This window comes from Meiothermus taiwanensis WR-220, from assembly GCF_003568585.1.
In the GTDB taxonomy this organism is placed as follows: Bacteria; Deinococcota; Deinococci; order Deinococcales; family Thermaceae; genus Meiothermus; species Meiothermus taiwanensis.
The window spans coordinates 410,023-426,721 of record NZ_CP021130.1; the positions used below are offsets into that span (position 1 = coordinate 410,023).

General features: G+C 65.6%; 18 protein-coding genes and 2 tRNA genes. 16 read left to right on the top strand and 4 right to left on the bottom strand.

From position 1 onward, the window contains the following. The first annotated feature begins 215 nt into the window (after positions 1-215). The 10 genes from MTAI_RS02115 to MTAI_RS02160 all read left to right on the top strand — a co-directional run bounded on the left by MTAI_RS02115 (position 216) and on the right by MTAI_RS02160 (position 7,311). A complete protein-coding gene (locus MTAI_RS02115; protein ID WP_187388575.1) occupies positions 216-461 on the top strand; it encodes a MerR family transcriptional regulator in 246 nt (81 codons plus the stop codon). Between the two features lie 11 nt (positions 462-472). After that, positions 473-937: a hypothetical protein gene (locus MTAI_RS02120; RefSeq protein WP_245453126.1), complete on the top strand. Its 465-nt coding sequence runs from the start codon at positions 473-475 to the stop codon at positions 935-937. Next, a complete protein-coding gene (locus MTAI_RS02125; protein ID WP_245453127.1) occupies positions 924-3,926 on the top strand; it encodes a phage NrS-1 polymerase family protein in 3,003 nt (1,000 codons plus the stop codon). Before MTAI_RS02120 ends, MTAI_RS02125 begins: the two co-directional genes overlap by 14 nt. Then, positions 3,923-4,237 carry a hypothetical protein gene (locus tag MTAI_RS02130; protein ID WP_187388576.1) on the top strand — a complete coding sequence of 105 codons (315 nt, stop codon included), beginning with the start codon at positions 3,923-3,925 and terminating at the stop codon, positions 4,235-4,237. The genes MTAI_RS02125 and MTAI_RS02130 overlap by 4 nt, the downstream gene beginning before the upstream one ends. Further along, a complete protein-coding gene (locus tag MTAI_RS02135) occupies positions 4,227-4,442 on the top strand; it encodes a hypothetical protein (RefSeq protein WP_187388624.1) in 216 nt (71 codons plus the stop codon). Before MTAI_RS02130 ends, MTAI_RS02135 begins: the two co-directional genes overlap by 11 nt. A gap of 10 nt (positions 4,443-4,452) precedes the next feature. Continuing rightward, a complete protein-coding gene (locus MTAI_RS02140) occupies positions 4,453-5,148 on the top strand; it encodes a hypothetical protein (RefSeq protein ID WP_187388577.1) in 696 nt (231 codons plus the stop codon). A 21-nt stretch (positions 5,149-5,169) separates the two neighbouring features. Beyond that, positions 5,170-5,406: a hypothetical protein gene (locus MTAI_RS02145; protein WP_187388578.1), complete on the top strand. Its 237-nt coding sequence runs from the start codon at positions 5,170-5,172 to the stop codon at positions 5,404-5,406. After that, the gene (locus tag MTAI_RS02150) at positions 5,403-5,711 is read left to right on the top strand and encodes a hypothetical protein (RefSeq protein ID WP_187388579.1); all 309 of its coding nucleotides are present in this window, start codon (positions 5,403-5,405) and stop codon (positions 5,709-5,711) included. The genes MTAI_RS02145 and MTAI_RS02150 overlap by 4 nt, the downstream gene beginning before the upstream one ends. Before the next feature lie 135 nt (positions 5,712-5,846). Then, positions 5,847-6,074 carry a helix-turn-helix domain-containing protein gene (locus MTAI_RS02155; protein ID WP_187388580.1) on the top strand — a complete coding sequence of 76 codons (228 nt, stop codon included), beginning with the start codon at positions 5,847-5,849 and terminating at the stop codon, positions 6,072-6,074. A gap of 73 nt (positions 6,075-6,147) precedes the next feature. After that, positions 6,148-7,311 carry a tyrosine-type recombinase/integrase gene (locus MTAI_RS02160; RefSeq protein ID WP_187388581.1) on the top strand — a complete coding sequence of 388 codons (1,164 nt, stop codon included), beginning with the start codon at positions 6,148-6,150 and terminating at the stop codon, positions 7,309-7,311. A gap of 74 nt (positions 7,312-7,385) precedes the next feature. Here the strand turns inward: MTAI_RS02160 and MTAI_RS02165 are convergent. After that, a tRNA-Val gene (locus MTAI_RS02165) sits at positions 7,386-7,462 on the bottom strand. A 48-nt stretch (positions 7,463-7,510) separates the two neighbouring features. Continuing rightward, a tRNA-Cys gene (locus tag MTAI_RS02170) sits at positions 7,511-7,585 on the bottom strand. 90 nt (positions 7,586-7,675) lie between these two features. On the opposite strand from MTAI_RS02170, the gene MTAI_RS02175 reads away from it, so the two are divergent. Together MTAI_RS02175 and MTAI_RS02180 are read left to right on the top strand one after the other, a co-directional pair. Beyond that, the gene (locus MTAI_RS02175) at positions 7,676-9,106 is read left to right on the top strand and encodes an ATP cone domain-containing protein (protein ID WP_027888854.1); all 1,431 of its coding nucleotides are present in this window, start codon (positions 7,676-7,678) and stop codon (positions 9,104-9,106) included. A 55-nt stretch (positions 9,107-9,161) separates the two neighbouring features. After that, the gene (locus MTAI_RS02180) at positions 9,162-10,097 is read left to right on the top strand and encodes an aldo/keto reductase (RefSeq protein ID WP_043983223.1); all 936 of its coding nucleotides are present in this window, start codon (positions 9,162-9,164) and stop codon (positions 10,095-10,097) included. On the opposite strand, the gene MTAI_RS02185 is transcribed toward MTAI_RS02180, so the two are convergent. Both MTAI_RS02185 and MTAI_RS02190 read right to left on the bottom strand, forming a co-directional pair. After that, positions 10,094-10,996, bottom strand: a complete 903-nt coding sequence (locus MTAI_RS02185) for an ROK family protein (RefSeq protein WP_027888856.1) — start codon at positions 10,994-10,996, stop codon at positions 10,094-10,096. The genes MTAI_RS02180 and MTAI_RS02185 overlap by 4 nt on opposite strands. Beyond that, positions 10,993-11,262 carry a hypothetical protein gene (locus MTAI_RS02190; protein ID WP_081698432.1) on the bottom strand — a complete coding sequence of 90 codons (270 nt, stop codon included), beginning with the start codon at positions 11,260-11,262 and terminating at the stop codon, positions 10,993-10,995. The genes MTAI_RS02185 and MTAI_RS02190 overlap by 4 nt, the downstream gene beginning before the upstream one ends. Positions 11,263-11,370: 108 nt before the next feature. Between MTAI_RS02190 and MTAI_RS02195 the strand changes: the two genes are divergently transcribed. The 4 genes from MTAI_RS02195 to MTAI_RS02210 all read left to right on the top strand — a co-directional run bounded on the left by MTAI_RS02195 (position 11,371) and on the right by MTAI_RS02210 (position 16,549). Continuing rightward, positions 11,371-12,861 (top strand): YifB family Mg chelatase-like AAA ATPase, encoded by a 1,491-nt coding sequence (locus tag MTAI_RS02195; protein ID WP_027888858.1) that lies wholly within the window; start codon positions 11,371-11,373, stop codon positions 12,859-12,861. A gap of 321 nt (positions 12,862-13,182) precedes the next feature. Then, the gene (locus MTAI_RS02200; protein ID WP_043983225.1) at positions 13,183-14,115 is read left to right on the top strand and encodes an ABC transporter ATP-binding protein; all 933 of its coding nucleotides are present in this window, start codon (positions 13,183-13,185) and stop codon (positions 14,113-14,115) included. Next, the gene (locus MTAI_RS02205) at positions 14,066-14,806 is read left to right on the top strand and encodes an ABC transporter permease (RefSeq protein ID WP_081698434.1); all 741 of its coding nucleotides are present in this window, start codon (positions 14,066-14,068) and stop codon (positions 14,804-14,806) included. Before MTAI_RS02200 ends, MTAI_RS02205 begins: the two co-directional genes overlap by 50 nt. Positions 14,807-14,860: 54 nt before the next feature. Further along, a complete protein-coding gene (locus MTAI_RS02210) occupies positions 14,861-16,549 on the top strand; it encodes a winged helix-turn-helix domain-containing protein (RefSeq protein WP_027888860.1) in 1,689 nt (562 codons plus the stop codon). Positions 16,550-16,699 lie beyond the last annotated feature (150 nt).

Here is a 16,699-nt window from a genome sequence, read left to right on the forward strand (position 1 = left end):
AGCTGAACGGCAGTGCAAAGGAACCCCTAACCAAGTGCTAGCCAGACGGCTTAAGTCCAGGGGTTACCGAGGGACCGAACGGCCAGACTTGACTATCTTGAAGGCTCAAAAAGAGCTTGCCGAAGCGCTAGGGATTGAGCTACGCCCACTTAGAAGACGTTAACTTCCCGTCAAAAAACACGAGTTTACATGCCCGGCCCCACGATGGGGCCGGTATGCTTAGGGAACCGACAGCAACCACCGGAAAACGGCTACTGGCCCCCTCTGATATCCGGCGCACCTACGGGCTATCGCGCCAAATCGCGTACGCGCTGGCGAAGCGCCTCCCGCACGTGCGGGCCGGGACGCGCTATCTGGTGCGGGTAGACGACCTCGAGGCTTTCCTCGAGCAGGCTAGCCGTGAGGGGGCCGACCTCGTGGCACTAATCAAAAACCCCGCCGGGGCTGGCGGGGCTGAGTAGGGGGGCTGACTGTGGGAATCCCTAACGACATTCTACATGCTCGGCTGGCCTTCCTCTCACACTTCCCCCCCGAGCAACGGAGCACCGCCGCTAACAGCCTGCTCGAGGCGGTACGCGCCGGGTGCTCCGAGCCTCACCAGGTGGTGGGCTACGCCCTCGAGAAGGCCGCCCGTCGCACCTGGAACGAGGCCGCCCACACCTTGAGGTTGCTGGCCGAGCTGGACCCCGAGGCCCTGCTAGCCGGGGCTCGCTGGGCCTTGTGGTGGGAAAGCTTGCCCCTGCGCGAGCGACAACGGCTCAAGGCCGAGCGGTCGGAAACCGCTATAGAGCGCTGGATGGCGGGACAGCCCCCGACCGAAAAACAGCTACGCTACCTCCACAACCTGGGGTACCGTGGGCCGACACCCGCTAATCGGCTCGAGGCTTCCAAGCTCATTGACGGGTTCATGAAGGGGTGGAAGGATGCGACTCGCTAGCGTGCCTTCCTCCCTGCGTTCATTGAACCAATGGGTGCTGTGGCGCTTTGTCGAGCGGGACGGCAAGCGCACCAAGGCCCCCTATCAGCCGTCGGGCAAGCCCGCGAGGAGTAACGACCCTACCACCTGGACTGATTTTGAAAGCGCCGTGAAGGCCCTCAAGGCGGGCAACTTCGACGGCCTGGGCTTCGTCTTCGCCAAGGATGGCGGCATCGTGGGGGTGGACCTCGATTGGAAAGCGTGGGCTGGGGAAGGCGTGCCCCTCGAGGCTCAGACCATCGTGGATAGGCTGAACTCCTACACCGAGTGGAGCCCAAGCCGGAAGGGTTGCCACGTCCTGCTAAGGGGCAAGCTACCCGACGGGATCGGCAACCGCAAGCAGCTAGCCCCCGGTGTGGACCTCGAGGTGTACGACCACGGGCGATTCTTCACCGTCACGGGCTGGCACTGGACGGGGTACCCCGAAGACCTCGAGGACCGCCAAGCCGAACTCGAGGCCCTGTTAGCTGAGATATTCCCGCGAAAGCAGGAAACGCTCAAAGGAGCCCCCCAACCTGTGGCCCTCGACGACACCGCCCTGCTCGAGCGCATGTTCTCGAGCAAGCACGGGGCTAAGATTCGCCGGTTGTGGGACGGCGACACCAGCGGCTACCCCTCCCAGTCTGAAGCCGACTTGGCCCTGACCCAACACCTCATGTGGTGGTGCGGCAACGACACGGGCCGGGTGGATCGGCTCTTCCGGCAAAGCGGGCTCTACCGCCCAAAGTGGGATGAGAAACGCTTTAGCGACGGCAGAACCTACGGAGAGGGCACGTTGGAGAAAGCCCGGGCGAGCGAGGCTGCGGAAGCGCCCACATGCCCCCTGGATGGCCGCACCGGAGGCGGGCTGGTGCTCGGGGAACCGCGCTACAAGATCGAGCGCGGGCAGATTTGGGCCGCCAAGCCGGAAAAGCGGGGCGAACAGCAGCGGGTGGGCTACTACCCGCTAAGCAACTTCTGCGCCGTCATCGAGCGCGAAATAATCGCAACCGACGGGCTCGAGGCCGAGACGCTGTTTGAGGTCAAAGGCTACACCTCCACAGGCCGGTCTCAGCCCGTGGCCTTAGTCAGGGCGGCTGAGTTTTCCGCCCTCAACTGGGTAGCCCGCCATTGGGGAAGCGAGGCTGTGGTGTTACCGGGCCAGTCCAACCGGGACCACCTGCGCGCCGCGATCCAGTTCTTGAGCCTGGAGGGGCTACGCCGCGCTACCGTGTACCGCCACCTGGGTTGGGCGAAGGTTGGCGAGCAGTGGGTGTACCTCCATGCTGGGGGCGGTATCGGAGCAGAGGGGAGTGCGGAAGCCCTCGAGGTTGCCCCTGGCCGCGTCTTCGAGGGTTTCGCCCTACCCGACCCCCCCGAGGGTGAGGCCGAGCGCGAGGCCATCCCCACCTTGTGGGGCTTGCGCGAGGTGGCCCCCTCACGGGTGAGCGTGCCCCTGTTGCTTTACGCCCTGGCCGCACCGCTGGGCCACAGCCCCTTCTCGCTCTACCTAGCAGGGCCTAGCGGAAGCCAGAAAACCAGCCTAGCCCTGGTGGTTCAGTCTTTGTGGGGCTGGCACGAGGCCCCACCCGCAAGCTGGGAAGGTACCGCCAACGCCCTCGAGGGCTACGCGTTCACCGCTAAGGATGCCTTGCTGCTGGTGGACGACTACGCACCACAAGCGTCTGAGCAGAAACAGAAGGAGCTACAGGCCAAGGCTGCCCGGCTGTTGCGCTCCCAAGGCAACGCCACAGGCCGTGGGAGGATGCGGGCTGACGGCTCACTGGCAGGGGATAGGCCCCCTCGAGGTAGCCTTCTGGTCACCGGGGAGGACTTACCGCCGGGTCATTCCATCCGTGCCCGCTGCCTCTTCCTCGAGCTAGAGAGGGGCGAGGTGCGCTTACCCCTGCTCACCGAGGCCCAAACCCAAGCCCGTGAGGGGGTGTACGCCCGTGCCCTGAGCGGCTGGGTGCGCTGGCTGGCCCGAGACCTCGAGGCCCACCGCGACCGCTTGCGGAGTCAGATAGAAGCGCTCCGACCTCGCTACAGCAGTAGTCACGCCCGCACTACGGATGCGCTAGCCCGCCTTCACGCTGTGTGGGAGCTTTACCGCGCTTATGCCGCCGCCGTGGGGGCAGACCAGGCCGCCCTCGAGGGCGAAGTGCTCGAGGCCCTGGGCCACGTGCTGCAAGCACAGGGGGAGCACCAGCGCGGCTCGGACCCCGTAGAACGCTTCGGTGGGCTACTCTTCTCCGCCCTACGCATGGGACGGGGCCACCTCATGCCCTTGAACTGGCGACCCGGGCGGGACATAGAGGATTACCTCTCCGACCCCTCCCACTGGGGCTGGCGCTACCGGGAAACCACCAGCGGCCACCCTGACGCGCACGGCGTGTGGGAACCCCTAGGGCCACAGGTTGGGTGGCTACCGGACGACTTCGAAACCCACGGGTTGTACCTCGACCCGACCCCCACCTATACCGTGCTGGCCCGTTTGGCGAACGAGTCGGGCGAACCTTTACCCACAGAACGCACCCTGTGGAAGCGGCTAGCGGAGCGCGGGGCTATCCACGCTCGGGTTGAGGCAGGGGTAACCCGGTATCAGGCCCGGGTCAGGGTTGGGGGTGAGCTGGCCCGAGTGATTCACCTGGCAGGGGTATATATCGCTAAAAGTGGGAACAGTGGGAACAATGAGCACAACACTGTCCAGGACGGCATAAACCCTGTTCCCACTAATCCGGGTGTTCCCACTCAGGAGTGGGAACAAAAACCCCCTTCTGGTGCGGCTTCGGAGGTGTTCCCACTCGCGAGTGGGAACAGCGGAAAAAGTGGGAACAGCCTAAACCACGTCCAGGACGGCACAAAACACACTGTTCCCACTGTTCCCACTCCTGGAGATATAAGGGGTAGCCGCGCTACGCAAGCAGCGGATGAGGAAGAGGGGGGGGACTGGGAGGTGAAACTGCTGTGAACCCCTGGCACGCGCTCTACCCCCTGCTGCCCCAACTGGTAGACAAGCTCGAGGAGATAGGCCACCCCCTGCTAGTTGTGGAAGCGGACGGGGAGGTGGTGGCCCGGCTGGTGCGCCCTAGCCGGGCTGACCTCGAGGCCCACGCCCGCTGGCCCGGTATGCCCACCCACACTCCTGAGGGGTGGCTATTCGAGGCCCTGAACAAGGTACGCCGCTACTACCCCGAGCCACGGGAGGGGGTGGCCCTATACGCAGGCAATCACCCTGTGGCGGTGGTGCGACGCAAGGAAAAGGTGGGCCATGCCGCCTAGGTATCCCCACCTACCCCCCGCCCTGCTCCGACTGCTCGAGGCTGGCCCCTGGGAGGGAACCCCTACCGAGCTATACGCCACCCTCGAGGCCCACCGGGTGGGAGCCATGACCCGCGTTACCCTTGCCCTATCGGCTCGAGCGCCCCCTACCCCCGCCGCAAGCCCTCAGGCCCTCGACCCTAAGTCCCCTCTCAAACCCTCATAGGAGTACGCTCATGTTGACCAACAGCACCCAGACCCTTCTAGCCGCAACCAGCGAGGAAATCGTCTCCAAGCTCAACCCCCCTGACTCGATCACCGGCCCGGTGCGCCAAATCTTCGCCGCCCTTGCCGATTACCCCCGCCGGGCCGCGCTGATTGACCGTGACGAGTCCCTTTCCCCATTGGGCAAATCGCAAGCCTGGGACGCCCTTCGTCAGTCGTTCAAGAACCGCCTTGAGGCGCTCGTGAACGAGTACCGCCAAGCCCGCGCCACCTACCTCGCCAACCTCGAGGCCCGCTCCAAGCCCAACCCGCCGAGCGAGACGGCCCAACTGCTCGCGGCCACGAACTTTCAAACCCTCTGGGCCAACACCCCCGGTCGTCTTGGCGAGCGCTTCGATAAGCTGGTGAAGCACGCCCTCGAGCACCAAGACACCGCGCTACAGCACTACTTGGCCTCCCCAACGGTGGGTAAGCTCGTCCAGGACGGTGACGAGGCCGATAAGTACCAGTACAAAGAGGCTATGGCCCGCTTGCGCCGGGGCCTGGCTGGACCAGAGAAGGCCGCCGCTGTGGATGCGCTCGAAGCGGCTGAGGAATACCTGCCCAAGCTCGATGAGACCCTAGCCGCCGCGCTGCACTTTGGTGCACAGGACTACAAGATCCCGGTGCCGCCGGTTCAGAAGATGTTCAGAGGGGAGGGGGGGTAGCCCCTCCCCGGAGGTGAGATAATGCCGCGCCCGCCGTCAAAAACCACCGATCTGAACGTGGCCCGAAGCGCCCTTAAGCGGGGCCTGAAAACCGCCGTAAACCTGCTCGAGGATGGTGACCCGCAGGTGAGGCTTCGGGCCGTTCATGCCACCGCCCAAGCCGCCTCAGCCCTGATCAAGCTAGCCGAGTTGGGCGACCTCGAGGCCCGCCTTGAAACCCTCGAGCGCGCTCTATCGCAGTACCGAGGTGCCGCATGAAGACCCGACTCGCCAAACTCGAACAAGCCGCGCAAAGCCTGCTAGATGCCGACGCACCTTTTGTCGGACTGTGGCTTGATGCTCGAGGGGATACCCCGTCCTGGTTCGCGGTGCGGGCCGATGAGGCCGATTCGCCGGGTGTGAAGGCCCTCGAGCAGGGCCGCCCGGTGATGGTCTTGTTGCTGCTGCTAGCCGCCGACCGCCCAGAGGCACTCGTGCCGGTAGAGGTTCACCCGGCTCTGGTGAAGGCCATCCAGCGTCACCGGGCCGCTGACGGGGGGCTTTTGGTGCTGCTGAAGCCCTAGCAAAGCTCGAGCCCCCGGTGATGAGCCGGGGGCTCTGTGTTTGGACTTGAGCCTACCGCACCCTTATAATAATCAACTGATGGTTGATTATAGGTGAGAACATAAACCGGGCTGAATGATGGAGGGGTGACTAAGGTGCAATGGCGACTTGAGCAAGTCCTGAGCGAACACCGGATCAGCGCTTATCGGCTGGCAAAGGAATCGGGCCTGACCCCGCAAGCGGTGCATAAGATCGTTCATAACCGTGTGGGTGGGGTGGACTTCGGAACCCTCGAGCGCATCCTTAGCGCCCTAGAACGGCTCACGGGTAAACGGCTCGAGGTGGGTGACGTGCTGGAGGTGGTGCGGGATGGGCAAGAGTAAACCAGAACCACGCAAGCGAGCTAACGGCCTTGGCTCCAAGCCGGTGAAGCGCGGGGATTCGTGGAGCGTTCAAGTGACCGTAGGCCGCCGCCCGGATGGGAAGCTGGACCGCCGCCGGGTGACGGGCCACACCCCGGAAGAGGCCATGCAGAAGGCCCGTGAACTTCAGGTAGCTGCCGCCCAGGGGATGCTAGCCACGCACGAACGCCTGACGGTGGGCGAGTGGGTGAAGACCTGGGTCGAGGCCAAGGCCACCCGCGCCGCGCCCACCTACCGGCTCAAGCTCGAGGCCCACGCCAAGCACATCACCCAACACCTGGGGAGCATGGAGCTTCGCAAGCTGAGGCCGGGGCACGTCCACACCTTCGCCCGCGCCCTGGAGGCCAAGGAGTTAGCCCCTTCCTACCGCCGTGAGGTGCTGAGCACCCTCGAGGCCGCCCTTGAACGCGCCGTGGTCATGGAGCTCATCCCGCGCAACGTAGCCCGCCCGGTGAAGCTGGAGGCCGCCCCCGCGACCCGCAAGGTCAAAGCCTGGGACGCCGCGACCGTGGCCCGTTTCCTCGAGGTGGCCCGCCCCTACCGGCTGTATCCGCTGTTCTACCTGGGGTTTGCCACCGGCCTGAGGCGAGAGGAGCTGCTAGGGTTGCGTTGGGTGGACGTGGACCTGGAGGGCCGCACCCTTCGGGTGGAGCAGACCCTAACCCCGGACAAGGGCGGTGTCCACATCGGCCCGCCCAAGACCCGCACCAGCCGCCGGGTGGTGGGCTTCGGGCCGGACGTGGCCGCCGTGCTGGAGGAATGGCGGGCCAAGCTAGCCGAAGAGCGCCGCATCCTGGGGAAGGAGTGGTACGATTCGGGGTTGGTGTTCCCCTCGAGCACCGGCCACCCCCTGCACCCGCGCAACGTGAACCGGGACATGGGCCAGATCATCAAGACCCACAATGCGAAGCGGGGCAAAGAGCTTAGAAAGGCCATGCGCGGCCAACCCGAAGAGGAAGTGACGCGGGCCATCGAAGCGGCCATGCTGCCCCACCTGTCGCCGCACATGATGCGCCACACCCACGCCACGCTACTCGCCCAGAAGACCCGGCAAATCGAGCTGGTGAGCCGCCGTTTGGGACACGCCCGGCCCTCGATCACCCTGGACATCTACCGCTCGGTTTCGGCGTGGGAACTCGAAGAGGTGGCCGTGCCCCTGAGCGAGCTGCTGAACCCCACCCCTCGCACCCTGAACTAGGCGCGTTGCACCACGGTTGCACCAAAAACCCCCTTATGCAGTCTTTGCATAAGGGGGTTTTCTCGTTGGGAACGTGGTGGGCGCGATTGGACTCGAACCAACGACCCCTACCGTGTCAAGGTAGTGCTCTAGCCATCTGAGCTACGCGCCCGCATAGGGCTTCAATCCGGTATTCTCGCTAAAACAAGCGGAGAATCTTTGGAGGCGCTGACCGGATTCGAACCGGTGAATGGAGGTTTTGCAGACCTCTGCCTTACCACTTGGCTACAGCGCCGCGCCCGCTGCCCCTTGAAGGGGTTCAGCAAGCGTTAGGTTAGCACCTGCGAATGGGGTGTGTCAAACCTTTTTCGGGTACGATTGAACCGTGCGCGAAGTGTTTATCAAGACACCTGGGGGGTTTCGGTGGCCGTTTTCGAAGGGGCTTTTGGTGGAGTCCATGATGATGGCGGGCCTCAAGATGGAGCCGGCCATGTCGGTAGCCCACACCATCGAAGAACAACTGCGGGCCCGCAAAAAGCCAGAAGTTACTGCCCTTGCGCTTAAGAAGATGCTGATTCAAGAGGTGGAAAAAAACTTTGGCCCCGAGATGGCCGAACGGCTTAAGGGCCAGACCCAGGCCTTTGAAGACATTGTGGTCAGGGAGGGCTACCGCCGCCGGCCTTTCTCCAAGGGGGTGCTGGTGCGCAGCCTGGAGGATGCGGGGTTTTCTATGCGCGAGGCTCAGACCATTGCCCGCTCGCTGGAGAACCGCCTGCGCCGCAGCGGGGTGCGCTCTATTGACGCCGACGAGCTGGAGCAGCGCATTGCAGCCGAGATTGAAGAGTTGTTTGGGCCTGCTGCAAAAAACCGCTATGCCGGAAGGCAGGCCCTGGCCGGAGAAATTTTTGTGGAAGAAGGCGAGGGTGAGCCGCGGGTGCCTTTTTCCAAAGGGGTGCTGGCCCAGTCGGTGATGGCGGTGGGGCTTTCACCCGATGCGGCCTACCGGCTGGCCCGCGACGTGGAACGCCGTCTGCGCGATAGCGGTTCGACGGTGGTCAAGCGCGACGACCTGCGCAAAGCGGTCGCCGAGGAGCTGATGGAGGAGGCAGGGGAGGAGGTGGCCCGGCGCTACCACCTGTTGCGCAGCATCCGGCGGGCCGTGAAGCCGGTGCACCTGTTGATTGGAGGGGTGGCGGGGGTGGGGAAGAGCGTGCTGGCCTCGGCGCTGGCCTACCGGCTGGGCATTACCCGCATCATTTCGACCGACGCGGTGCGGGAGATCCTGCGGGCGACCATCCCCAAAGACCTGCTGCCCACCCTGCACACCAGCAGTTTTGAGTCGTGGCGGGTGCTGGCCATGCCCCAGAAAGCCGAACCCAGTGCGGCCCTGGTGATGCAAGGGTTCCGCGATCAGGTCTCGAGGGTGGCGGTGGGTCTGCGGGCCATTCAGGAGCGCAGCGCCCGGGAAAAAACTTCGCTGGTGGTGGAGGGTGTGCATGTGGTGCCGGGCTATATGACCCACCAGTACCAGCACGAGGTCATTCAGATTCCTATCATGCTGGTGCTCGAGGACGAGGCCCTGCACCGCGACCGTTTTGCCCTGCGCGAGCGGGAGACCGGAGGGTCGCGCACCAGTGGGGCTTATGCGCAGTACTTCAGTGAAATTCGCCTAATCCAGCAGCACCTGGTTGAACTGGCTCGAGGCGCCGGGGTTCCGCTCATCCCGGCAGAAAACCTCGACCGGGCTATAGACAAGGGCCTCGAGGTCATCGTGAATCGGCTGCAGGAGGCCTATTTCGATGTGGTGCAGGGGTAGCCGGGCTGCTCATATGTCACATACCTGGGCCGGATGGGCAGGGTAGGCTCGAGGGGTGAGCGAACGGATTCAAATCAAGGGGCTTCCGGCGATTCCACCCCTGGGTATCGGCACCTGGCAGTGGGGCGACCGGCTGGTCTGGGGCTACGGCCAGGGCTACCAAGCAGACGATACCGAGGCGGCCTACCGAGCGGCCCTGCAGGGAGGGGTGCGGCTTTTTGACACCGCCGAGTTCTATGGCTTTGGTCTTTCGGAAAGGCTGATCGGGCGCTTCTACCACACCTATGAGCCCAAGCCCCTGGTGGTCAGCAAATTATTTCCCTACCCCTGGCGGCTCTCCCGCAAGACGCTCCTGGGTGCGCTCAAGAAAAGCCTGCAGCGCTTGCAGCTGCCCCAGATCGACTTGTATTTGCTGCACTGGCCCTGGAGGCCGGTGCCGCTCGAGCAGTGGGCCCTTTCGTTGGCCGAAGCCTACGAGCAGGGGCTGACCAGGGCGGTGGGGGTCTCCAACCATAACCTAGAGCAGCTCGAGCGTGTGGCCAAGGTGCTCGAGCAGCACCGGGTTCCCCTGGCGGTCAACCAGGTGGAGTACCACCTGCTCGAGCGCAAACCCGAGCAGACGGGCCTTCTGCGCGCCATGCAGGCCGAGGGCATCGTACTGATGGCCTACAGCCCGCTGGCTATGGGCTGGCTCACCGGCAAGTACAGCCTGGAAAACCCTCCACCCGGCCGCTACCGGGCCCAGCGCTACGTCACCCACAAGGCCCGGATTCCCGCACTGCTCCAGGCTCTTCACAGGATCGCTGAATCGTTGGGCGCCACCCCTGCCCAGGTGGCCCTGCGCTGGTGCATACAAAAAGGCACCCTTCCCATTCCTGGAGCTAAAAACGCCCGCCAGGCCGAGGGAAACGCAGCGGCTTTGCGAATCTGTCTTTCCGAGGCGCAGATGGCCTGGCTGGATGCCTCGAGCAGTGGAGAAGGGCCGGGCTAGATCTCGCCGATCTCGATGGCTGCGGTCAGGGCCGCCCCCAATAGCCCGGCTTCGCCCCCCAGCTTGGCCAGGTGGAGGGGCGGCGTAATCCAGTTCTCCATGTAGCGGTGGTAGCTGCGCTGCACCTCCTCGAGGTAGGCCGGGCCTGCGTTGAGGGCCACTCCGCCACCCAGGACAATTACTTCGGGGTCGTAGCACTTGACCAGGGAAGCCAGCGCGATGCCCACCCAGCTTGCTGCCTGCAACACGATGCGGCTGGCACGGGGGTCGCCTTGCTGGAAAAGCGCGAACAGCTCGCGGGTGCCCATTTCACGCTTGAAGGAAGCCAGCGCCATGCGCTCCATGGCCGGGCCGGTGGCCAGGGCCTCGAGGCAACCGTCCAGCCCACAGCCGCACAGGGGGCCGCCCGGCTGCATGGTGATGTGCCCGATCTCGCCCCCCTGTCCGTTCACGCCGCGCAGCACCTTGTTGCCCCAGACAAAGCCGCCCCCCACCCCGGTTGAGACCGTCATGTAGAGGGTGCTTTCGGCGCCCTGGGCGGCCCCCAGCTTGTGTTCGGCCAGGGCTGCGGCGTTGGCGTCGTTTTCCATGTAGACCCTGAGGCCGGTGGCCTGCTCGAGCCGCTCCACAATGGGGAAATCGGTAAAGTTGGCGATGTTGGGGGCAAACTTGATCCGGCCCCGCTTGAAGTCGAGGGGCCCCGGGGTGCCCAGTCCAATGGCCTGCACCCCCACGCCCGCGGCCTCGATGGCGGCCTTGGCGGCCTGGGCCATGGCGTCGACCACGGCCTGGCCGCCTTCCTCCGGCGTGGGTACGGTCACCTTGGCCTTAATCACGCCCTCGCTGAACACCCCGGCCATAATCTTGGTTCCGCCTAGGTCAATTCCCACTACGCTCATGACGCTTCTCCTTGGTGGTCTCGCTCGAGAATCAGGGTGGCCTCGTGGTACAGCGCCTCGGGCACCCAGAGGCTCACATTCCCGGTGTAGGTGCCCAGGTAGGCCTCGGGCAGGCTAAAGGGGGTCTCGAGGTGTACCGGAATCCGGCGCGCTTCTAAGTGAGCCCGCACCCCATCGGCAATCACCCTGGGTGCCGATAAAAACAGCACGTACGACACTTCTCCAATCCGGCGACGGGGAAGGCTGGGGTCTTCTGCACCGCTCATCGGCTAACAGCATAACAGCGCCAGTACCCCAGGGTTATCTACCCCACGGGAAGCCTTGCCCCTCCAGAACGAGGGAGAAGCGGCGGTCGAGCACGTAGACTGAAAGGCATGTTGGCGCAGGTACGCACCTACAGTCTGTTTGGCCTCGAGGCCCAGCCCATCACGGTCGAGGTGGACGTTTCCCAGGGGATGCCTTTTTATGCGGTGGTGGGCCTGCCCGACAAGGCCGTGGAGGAGTCGCGCGAGCGGGTGCGCTCAGCCCTCAAGAACGCCGGGTTTCCCTACCCCCAGGGGCGGGTGGTGATCAACCTGGCCCCGGCCGAGCTGCGCAAGGAAGGCACCCACTACGACCTGCCCATCGCGTTGGGGCTGCTCTGCGCGCAGGGGGTCATCCCGCTCGAGGCCCTGCAAGGCTTTGCCGCGGCGGGCGAGCTGGGCCTGGACGGCGAACTGCGCGCGGTGCCCGGCGCGGTGAACCTGGCCTTGGGGGCCTACCAGGAGGGCTACCGGCTCCTGATGCCCCAGGCCTCGGCCCAGGAAGCGGCCCTCATCGAAGGGGTGCAGGTCTTCGGGGCGGCCCACCTGGCCCAGGCGGTGCGCTTCTTGCAAGGCCAGGAAGACCTGGCCCCCACCTGCCCCAGCCTGGAGTCCGAACCCGCCGAAGCGATCCTCGATCTGCTGGACGTGAAGGGCCAGGCCAAGGCCAAGCGGGCTTTGGAGATCGCCGCCGCCGGTGGCCACCACCTGCTCATGACCGGTACCCCGGGCTCGGGCAAGACCATGCTGGCCAAGCGCATGGTGGGGCTGCTCCCGCCCTTGCAGAACCAGGAGGCGCTCGAGGTCACCCGCATTCACTCCGCTGCCGGACGGCTTTTGCGCGGCCTGATCCAGACCCCGCCCTTCCGCAGCCCGCACCACACCGTCTCCGATGCGGGCCTGATCGGCGGGGGCACCGTCCCCAAGCCCGGAGAAATTTCCCTGGCCCACCGGGGGGTGCTCTTCCTGGACGAGTTCCCCGAGTTTTCCCGCGATGTGCTGGAGGTGCTGCGCCAGCCCCTGGAGGACGGGGTGGTGACCATCGCCCGGGCCCGGGCTAGTTTTACCTATCCCGCGCGGTTTTTGTTGATTGCGGCTATGAACCCCTGCCCCTGCGGCTGGTACGGCGACCCTCAGAAGAGCTGCACCTGCACCCCCACCCAGCGCACGCGGTATGTGGGCCGCATCAGCGGACCTTTGCTCGACCGCTTCGATCTGGTGGTGGAGGTGCCCCGCCTCACCCCCGAGGAGCTGGCTCGAGCCCCCGAAGGCGAGCCTACCGCCGTTGTCAGGGAAAGGGTGCTGGCGGCCCGGGAGCGGATGAAAGCCCGCCAGGGGAAGCTCAACAGCGAACTCTTTGGCCGAGCCTTGCGCCAGCACACCGCGCTCTCCCCCTCCGGTGAGGCCCTCTTGCAGGCCGCTACCCAGCGCCTGGCGCTCAGTGCCCGAAGCTACGACCGCATCCTGCGGGTGGCCCGCACCATCGCCGACCTCGCAGGAGCCGAGCACATTCAGGAAGCCCACCTGGCCGAGGCGTTGACGTATCGCAGGGCTTTGCTCTAACGCGCTGCCCTACAACATCACCGGTGCGCGAGGTTCCTGGCTGTACGGGGGCTGAATCGGAGTGGGCTCCTTCGCTACCTGCTTGCTACCTCGAGCTGGCTAGGTTGAGGAAAAACGGAGGTGATCGAGGGGGTGGCACAGGTGCTCGGAGGGTTATGGACATACCCTGTTTCGACAAAGCTTGGTCTGGGTTGTTTCTTCACAAGGGCGGTCAGCGCCGCGGATATCGAGTCCGATCTGGGCCTGGACGGTGCACAGCAGGGGGTGATGGCCTGCGGGCCACTCCGGGGTTCGGCCCGTTTGTTTCTCGGAGGATCTGAAGTGGGCATCCTCGAGGTCTCCGACCTGCGCAAACAGTACGGCTCAATTCCGGCGCTGAAAGGCATCAGCTTTACGGTGGGGGTGGCCGAGCGGGTGGTGGTACTGGGGCCGAACGGATCGGGCAAAACCACTACCCTGGATATTTTGGGTGGTTTTCTGCGGCCCACGGCGGGGTGGGCCAGGGTTCTGGGGGCCTATGTCCCGCACCTGCCGCCTGGCGTGCGGAGGCAGATGGGATTTGTCTTCCAGGACAAAGCAGGGCTTTACCCAGAGCTGACCGTCCGGGAGACCCTCGAGCTCTTCGGCGGCTACTACCCCGACCCCCTTCCAGCCCCGGAGCTTTTGGAAAAGCTGGGCCTCGCGGATCGGCGGGATCGCTGGGTGCGCAACCTGAGCGGGGGCGAGCGTAGGCGGCTCGAGCTCGCCGTAGCCCTATTGGGCAGGCCCCGCCTGATCTTCCTGGACGAACCCACCGCCAGCCTTGACCCGGAAGCCCGGCTGCTCATCTGGGCTCTTATCGAAGAGCTAGCGGATCGCGGGGTGACCTTCGTTCTGACCACCCACAACCTGGAGGAGGCCAGACGGCTGGGTCGGCGGGTGTTGCTGCTGCGAGGAGGGGAGCTTATCTTCGACGGTTCCCCCCAGACCATGATCGCCCAGGCCGGCCTTCCTTACCAAATCAGCTTCCGGCGGACTGAGGCTACGCTGCCTCCTGCGTTGGCTGTGCGGGCCAGGGTCGAGGGGGATCGGGTCACCCTTCCCAGCTTGCGGCCCGACGAAGACCTTATGGCTTTGCGGGGAAGTGGGGTAGGGCTCGAGGAGGTAAGCATACAACCCCCCACCCTCGAGGAAGCCTACCTGGCCCTGTTGAAAGGAGCCTCACATGAACATCACTCGCCAAACGCCGTCGCCCCTTCGCTTGCTGGCCAGTGAGACCGGCTGGCAGACCCGCCTTTACCTCAGGGACCGGGCCGCCACCTTTTTCACCTTTGCTTTCCCCCCGCTGGTGCTGCTCTTCTGGAGCCGGCAGTCCGGGCCAGATGTTCTTTCGGCTACGGCCCTGGTAGCCGCGCTGGCGCTGGCTATGGCGGCGTACGCGGGTCTGGCGATGGGCATTGCCTCGGCCCGGGAAGTCGGCTTACTCAAGCGGCTACGGAGCACACCCCTGCCTATGGTCGTGCACATTGCGGCCAGGGTGGCGGCCTGTGCGCTGCTGGGGACGCTTGCGCTGGCGCTTACCCTGGGGCTGGGCGCCTTTGGGCTGGGCCTGCCCCTTGGCCTGGCCAACTTCGCCGGGTTGCTGCCCGGCCTGGTGCTGGGCTTTGCGGTACTTGGGAGTTGGGGACTGGTGGTGGGCAGTCTGGTACGCACCGCGAGCGCAGCCTCGTACCTGGTCAATGCCACCCTCTTTCCCTTGTTTCTGCTCCCGGTGGCGGCCCAGCGTGGGATGCTTCCGGAGTGGGCAGCGGCCCTGGCCTCGCTGCTGCCGATACAGCACCTGGGCCTTCTGATCCAGGCCGCCCTCAAAGGCGATGGGATAGGGCTGTACCCGTTGCTGGTGCTTCTCGGCTGGGCGGTGCTGGGGGCTGTTATTGCGGCCCGGCGGCTGTCCCGGCCGCTGTAAGCGGGCGGTTTGCGGTTGCTTGTACGCCTGCGCACACCCCCATAAGATGCTTCCATGGATCTGGAGGCGGCCTGGGCCGCAGGCCAGCACCGGGAAGGGCTGGCCTGGTGCTTGGAGCGGCTTCGCCAGACCCCTGTTCCCGACCCGCTGCTTTTGCGCTATGCCCTCGAGTTTGCCCTGGAGCTCGGCCAGGAAGAGGCGCTTTTGCACTTCCCCGACCTAAGCCACACCCCGCCCCCCGAGGTACAGGCCCTCCTGAGCCAGATCGCCTGGCAGCGCGGCCAGCTTTCCCAGGCCCTGGAACTGGCCCAGCAAGCCTATCGGCAAAGCCCATGCTTCCTGACCGCTTACGCCCTGGCCACCGCGGCCTTTTTGCGCAGCCCCCAAGAGGCGGGGCGCTGGCTGCGCGAGGCCTTACGGCAGGCCGAGGCCGCGGGCCAGCCGCAGCGGGCGGCCCAGGCGGCCGCGGCCCTGGCCCTGCTCGAGGTGACCCTGGGGGCTTATGCCCAGGCCGAGGTCTGGGCGGCCTGGGGCGTGCGGGTTGCTGAATCCATTGGGCTAAAGCACCCCTCCCTGCGCAACGCCTTGTACATGGCGTGGGGCTACGCCCGGATTTTAGGGGGACGGCTGGAGGCGCTTCCGCCGCTGGAGACAAAGCATCCAGAAGCCCTGCTGGCCCAGGGGGACTTTTGGCTGGCTATGGGGCAGGCCGAGGCGGCCCTTGGGGCTTACAGAGCTATGGACGATCAGCTGCCGCCCATCCGGGCTCGTCGGCTGCCCCTTCTGGCCCGCCAGGTGCGAGCACTTTTGGAACTGGGCCGGCTGGAAGAGGCCCGGGCGCTGGGCCTGGAGGCCAGGGTGCTGGGGGCGGAAACCCCGGAGGCGCTTCGCGACTGGGGTGAGCTGGCCTACCTGATGCCGCTTTCCTTAGCGAACCCTTCGGAGGCGGTGGAGCCCCTGGCGGAGCTTCTGGGGCGTTTCCTGCGGCGACCCAGCGCGCCCCGCGCGGCCATGACGGCCCTGTACCTGGCCCGGGCCTACCTCAGCCTGGGCCTGGCGGCCAGGGCCCGCGCCACCCTGGCCGAGGCCTCGTGGGCCCTCGAGGGGTTGAGCCCAGAGGGGCGGGCCTTTCTGGCCGGTTCGGCGGCTTTTTTTCGAGAGGTTTTTGCCCTGCTCGAGCCGGCCCCGCGGCTCCGGCTGCACTTTCTGGGGGGTGAGGGCGTTTGGCTCGAGGGGGCCCCGCTCCAGCTCACCCCACGGCAGCGGGAGATTCTGGTGGCCCTGGTCCTCAACCCCGCCGGTCTGAGCGCAGAGCAGCTGGCCCTTAGGGTCTGGGGCGAGGGGGGTAGGGCCGAGGTGGCGAAAGCCGAGGTTCGGCGACTGCGGCAGCGGCTCAACCTGGTGATGAGCCGTCCTTACCGGCTTATAGGCCGGGTCTGGGCCGATTTCGTCGAGCTTCGGGAGCGGCTCTTGCGCGGCAGTCTGCAAGGTGCACTGGCGCTTTATGGGGGGCCGCTCCTGCCCGGCTCGGACGCCCCGGTGGTGATAGAAGCCCGCGAGGAGATCTCGGCGCTGCTCAAGAAAACGCTGCTTTCCCAAGGGGCGATCCAGCCGGCCTTCGAGCTGGCCATGCAAGAGGAAGACCCGGAATTTTGGCAGGCTGTCCTGGCCCAGCTGCACCCCGGCGATCCCCGCCGGGTTCTATTGGAAGCACGCTGGCAGCGCTTCTGGTCTGCTGTGTGACTGAACTCTGCACCCACACCACCAGGCCGTTGCGCTGCTCACCCCGTACTTCCGGGCCAGACTGTGGGCGCTGGCGGTGCTCCGAGTACCCCGATTGCCCTGCACGCCTGCCCCTATGGCGGAGGCCCAGCTGGCCGAGGCACTCGGAGT